Origin of the sequence: Phenylobacterium sp. (assembly GCF_036264965.1) — a bacterium.
Classification (GTDB): Bacteria; Pseudomonadota; Alphaproteobacteria; order Caulobacterales; family Caulobacteraceae; genus Phenylobacterium.
Genome location: NZ_DATAPY010000050.1, coordinates 1 through 5,143 on the forward strand (window position 1 = coordinate 1; position 5,143 = coordinate 5,143).

Below are 5,143 nucleotides of genomic sequence, written 5' to 3' on the forward strand. Positions count from 1 at the left end.
AGCTTGATCTCGACGTCCACGCCGGCGGACAGGTCGAGCTTCATCAGCGCGTCCACGGTCTGCGGGGTGGGGTCGACGATATCGAGCACGCGCTTGTGCGTGCGGATTTCGAACTGCTCGCGCGACTTCTTGTCGATGTGCGGCGAACGGTTGACGGTGAATTTCTCGATGCGCGTCGGCAGCGGGATTGGCCCGCGCACGGTCGCGCCGGTCCGCTTGGCGGTGTTGACGATCTCGCGCGTGGAATGGTCCAGCACGCGGTGGTCAAACGCCTTGAGGCGGATGCGGATGTTCTGACGATCCATATCGCTCTTTTCGTTCCCTACAGACGACGAACCGTCCGCGTGATCTCGACCATTTCAAAGACCAACCCGAACGCCTCCGAGGAGAAGTTCGTACGCGTAAGTCCGCTAAAACGACTTAGGCCCGCGCGAGACACCCGCGAGGGCCCTGCCCGAAATACCAATGTAATCAGTATCTCAGTTCGTTCTGCGAACCGCGTCTAGCCCTTGCGAGCTACAGCCGGTCCAACAGGAGGCGCGTTACTACCTGCGCGACTCGCCCGCGTCAAGGGCAGGCAGGCGGTTTGCGGCCGCCCTTCCCTGCCCCCAGGACGCAGCAGCCTAGTTCCCGATCGTGACCCCGCCGGAGCCCATCACGGTCTTGGAGACCGAGCCGGTCACCGCCTTGGCCCGGACGTCGCCGGAGCCGGCGATTCGGGCGCGTAGCGTCTCAGCGGTCCCGCGGAAATCCACATTGCCGGAGCCGGCCATGTGGACGGCCATGGTCGTGGCCTTGCCGCCGGCCACCTTCACGTCGCCGGAGCCCGCGATATGGACATCCAGCGGCCCTGCGATCGAAGCCACTGTCACGTCGCCGGAGCCGGCGATATCGACCTCAAGAGGCCCGCGGATATCGCCCACGCTGGTGTCGCCTGAGCCCGCCACGCGGACCTTGGCCGAGGCCGCCGAGCCGGTGCGGGTGTCGCCGGAGCCGGCCTGGCTGACGCGCATGGCGCCCTCGGTGTTACCCACCGTCCAGTCGCCGCAGCCCGCGTTGCCGAGCTTGACGCTGGCCGAACGGCCCACCGAGCCCCAGACCGCGCCGCCGGCGTCGACCTCGACGTCGCGCGGCGTATGGATGACGATCTGCGGCATCTCGCGGAAGCCCACGTCGCCGACGTCGCGCACGCGAACCGAGACGTTCTCGCCTGAGCCGTGGCAGTCGCGGATGCGGCGGCGCAGGCGGCCGTCGACAATGGTCTGGCCGGCGAAGGTGCGGACCTCAAGCGGCAGCCTGGGGTTGGCCTGGACGATGTCGACCTTGATGTCGCTGCGGTTCTCCGGGATCACCGTGACCCGCGCGACGGCGTCCTTCACCTCGACCATGGCCGCGCTCGCGGCGCCGGCGGTCAGGGCTGCGGCGGTGGTGGCCGCCAGCATGAGGGACATACGCATCTGGACTTCTCCGTCTTCTAATTGATCTGGATCCGTGGCGTCGGGGGCGCGGCCTCAGCCGATCGACACGTGCCCGCCGCCGGAAATCGATTTGGTCACCTGACCACTGACTGCCTTCACCTTGATGCCGCCGAAACCGGAGATGGAGGCGTCCAGCGACTGGGCGTCACCGCCGAATTCCACGCCGCCGACGCCGGAGACCGACGCGCGAACCGTCGTCGCGTGGCCTTGGATCGCCCGGATATGGCCGACGCCGGAGACATGGGCCTGCACCGGACCGGACAGATCGTCGATGTTGACGCTGCCGGCGCCGGAGAGCGTCGCGTCAAGCCCCTGGCGCACGGTGGTGGCGTGGACGCTGCCCGCCCCGGAGAGCCGGACTTCCAGCTTGCCGGCCGAGCCCATCTTGGCCGAACCGGCGCCGGATTCGCGCAGGCTGACCGCGCCCGCCACGTCGGCGATCGTCCAGCCGCTGCAGCCGGCGTTTTCCAGGTCCAGGCTGGCCGCGCCGCGGCCGACCGAGCCATAGACCGCGCCGCCGGTTTCCAGGGCCACCGCCTTGGGCGTGCGGATCACCACCTGGGGCATGTTGTCGTAGGTGATCTCGCCGACGCCGCGCACCCAGGCCGAGGGGTGATCGCCCTTGGTGTGGCAGTCGGTGATCCGGTGCGCGAGGTTGCCGTTGATCGTCACGGTGGTCCCCTCATTGCGCACTTCGAGCGGCAGCGACGGGTTGGTGGTCAACATCTCGACCTTGATGTCGGTCCGGTCCTCCGGGATCACGGTGACGCGGGCGACCGCATCGCGGATCTCGACGGAGGGCCCGGCGTAGGCGGCGCCGGCCGCAGCGACGGCGGCGGCCGTGGATATGAGCGCGAAGACAAGGCGCATGACGAAGTTCCCCAATCCCAGTTTGTGACCGGGAAGCTAGTCCTGCGTTGCAGTCGAAGCAGCTTAATTCGCGGTCATGACTCTTAGGTCATCTGCGGGACACATGGTGGCCTAATCAGGCCGCGGGACGCTGGGAGGTCCGCGATCGGCCCGCACAGCGATGCGCGCCTCGGCGGCCTTCAGGCCCTCGGCCCGCGCGCGAAGGACCAGGACGCCGGAACCGCCCGCCTCGCTCTGCACGATCACCTGGGCCAGCCCATTATAGAGCCGCCGCGCCGCGCCCTTCTCCGGCTCGTGGCTGTTGGCGTCGCCGTTGCCCAGGCCGATGATCCGCCCGCCGTCGATCTCAAAGCTGACCGCAAGGTTGGCGGTCGGCACGGCGCGGCCCCTGGCGTCTATGGCGTCGGCCGTCACCGGCGCGGCGTCACGGCCATCCCCCGCCAGGCTCCCGCGGTCCGGCGTCAGGCGAAGAGCGACGGGCGCGCCGGTCGTCTCCACCACGGTGTGGGCCACGATCTTGCCGGCCGTCTTGCCCACCGCTTCCAGCCGCCCGGGCACGTAGGGGACCTGCCATTCGTTCATCTCGAAAGGATCGACCTTCTGCTCGCCGATCAGCTTGCCGTTCAGCATCAGGGCGACGGTCTCGGTGTTGGCCATGGCCACGACGCGGATCGGCTGGCCCTCCCGGCCCGGCCAGTTCCAGTGCGGGATCAGATGCAGGATCGGGCGGTCTTTCACCCATTGCGCCTGGTGGATGTAGAAGGCCGCCTTCTCGAAGCCGCAGAGGTCCATGATCCCGAACGAGGAGCTGGCGGTCGGCCATTCGAAGGGCTGCGGTTCGCCGCGGTAGTCGAAGCCGGTCCAGACGAAGGCTCCAGCCACGAAGGGGCGCGCGGCGATGGCCTTCCAGGCCGCCCGGTGCGTCGCGCCCCAGGGCCGCGCCACGTCGTCGTAGGACGTCAGAACATGGGCGTTCATGTCGGTGGCGTACTCGCCGCGCGTGCTGACCGCCGAGGTGTCCTCGGAGCTGGTCATCGGCTTGCTCGGATTGGCCGAATGGAACGGGTCGTAGACGGCGATCTGGTAGTTGAAACCCACCACATCGACCGCCTGGGAGACGTTCTTCGGCGAGAACATGCCGCTGTTCATCGCCGCGGTGACCGGCCGGGTCGTATCCAGGCATTTCACCACAGCGGCCATGCGGCGGACCATCTCATAGCCCTCGCGGCGACCCTGCAGCGGTTCCTCGTTGAACACCGACCACAGGATCACGCTCGGGTGGTTGCGGTCGCGCCGCACCATCCACTCCACCAGGCGCAGGTAGTCGGGGCTGGTGTTGAACAGCCGGTTCTCGTCCATCACCAGGAAGCCCAGCCGGTCGGCGGCGTCGAGCAGCTCACGGGTCGGCGCGTTGTGCGACGAGCGGATGGCGTTACAACCCAGCGCCTTCAGCCGCCGGAGCCGAAAGTCGATGATCGAGTCCGGCAGGGCCACGCCCAGGCCCGCGTGATCCTGGTGGATGCAGACGCCCTGGATCTTCACCGACTTGTCGTTGAGGAAGAAGCCCTTGTCCGGATCGAACCTCTGGGTGCGGAAGCCGCAGAGCGTCACCGCCTCGTCCACGATCGTCCCGGCCTGCCGCACGGTGGTGCGGACTCGGTAGAGCGTTGGGGTCTCCAGCGACCACAGCTTGACCCCAGTAACCTCCAGTGACCGCCGCGCCACGCCCCGCTCGAACGGCGCGATGGCAAGGAGAGTGCGCGCGTGGGCGACCGGCTTTCCATCCGCATCCACCAGCACCATCTCGACCTCGGCGTCGGCGGCGGCCTCGCCGACGTTCGCCACCGTGGCCTCCACCGGCAGTCGCCAGAGATCTTCGCCCTCCTTGACCGGGTGCGCGTAGACACCGTCGGTGATCAGGTGGACCGGCGGCCGTTTCACCAGCCAGGCGTGGCGATAGATGCCGCCGCCCTCGTACCAGCAGCCCTCCAGCGGGTCGGCGTCGACGCGCACGGCGATGGCGTTCAGCTCGTCCCCGAACCGGGCGAGAGCCGTGATGTCGATGTAGATCGAGGAATAGGCGCTCCAGCTGTGCGCCACGACATTGCCGTTCACCCAGACGGTGGCGTTGGTGGCGATGCCGTCGAACTGCAGCTCCAGGTGCTTGCCCTGATCGGCGGGGTCCAGGCGCAGGGTGCGGCGATACCAGGCGACGCCCTTGGGGCGGTAGCCCTGGCCGACGTTGGCGGTCTCGAGGAACGGACCCTCGACCACGAAGTCGTGCGGCAGGTCCAGCTTGCGCCAGGCGGAGGCGTCATAGCGCAGCCCCGCCGCCCCGCCCGCCGCGCCGGCCTTGGTGCTGGCGTAGCTCTGGTCGCCGGTGTGGGGGACCGGCATCGGGACGTCGCCCAGGTGGAAGCGCCAGCCGAGGTCGAGCGACAGCCGCTCGCCGGGGCCGCTGGCCGTGAGCGCGCTGGACGCCTTGGCGGCCGCCGGCTCAGCCGCGCCGGCGATGCGTGGGGCCGTCAGCGCCGCGCCTGCGGCCACGCCCGCCGCCTTCAAAAACCGCCGCCGCTCCATGCCATCCCCCGCCTGTTCCACGGCTCCGGGCCGTGGTTGGCGCCAGCGTGACCGCGCGGTGGGAAAGCCGCAACGCAAAAGGCCGCCGGGTTTCCCCGACGGCCTCTGCGTTCAGTTCAAGTGAGGCGGCTGGGCCTACTTGATGATCTTGCTCACCACGCCGGAGCCGACCGTGCGGCCGCCTTCGCGGATGGCGAAGCGCAGGCCCTGGTCCA

5 protein-coding genes are annotated in these 5,143 nt (G+C 68.9%); all 5 read right to left on the reverse strand.

The genetic code is table 11. The features are described 5' to 3' along the window. A partial coding sequence (gene rpsJ / locus VHS75_RS07465) for a 30S ribosomal protein S10 (RefSeq protein WP_012521787.1) occupies nucleotides 1-305 on the reverse strand: 305 nt, incomplete at its 3' end. Between the two features lie 318 nt (nucleotides 306-623). Beyond that, nucleotides 624-1,457 (reverse strand): GIN domain-containing protein, encoded by an 834-nt coding sequence (locus tag VHS75_RS07470; protein ID WP_329637981.1) that lies wholly within the window; start codon nucleotides 1,455-1,457, stop codon nucleotides 624-626. Between the two features lie 54 nt (nucleotides 1,458-1,511). Next, entirely contained in the window at nucleotides 1,512-2,348 is an 837-nt protein-coding gene (locus VHS75_RS07475) for a GIN domain-containing protein (RefSeq protein ID WP_329637982.1), read from the reverse strand. A gap of 111 nt (nucleotides 2,349-2,459) precedes the next feature. Beyond that, complete coding sequence (galA, locus tag VHS75_RS07480; RefSeq protein WP_329637983.1) at nucleotides 2,460-4,895, reverse strand: beta-galactosidase GalA; 2,436 nt, start codon at nucleotides 4,893-4,895, stop codon at nucleotides 2,460-2,462. Nucleotides 4,896-5,063: 168 nt separating this feature from the next. After that, nucleotides 5,064-5,143 (reverse strand): hypothetical protein (locus VHS75_RS23015; protein ID WP_329637958.1); only part of this gene is annotated, 80 nt, incomplete at its 5' end.

Excerpts from the sequence above, each read along its gene's own strand:
- VHS75_RS07470 (WP_329637981.1), bottom strand. The coding sequence starts at position 1,457 with ATGCGTATGTCCCTCATGCTGGCGGCCACCACCGCCGCAGCCCTGACC.
- VHS75_RS07475 (WP_329637982.1), bottom strand. The coding sequence starts at position 2,348 with ATGCGCCTTGTCTTCGCGCTCATATCCACGGCCGCCGCCGTCGCTGCG.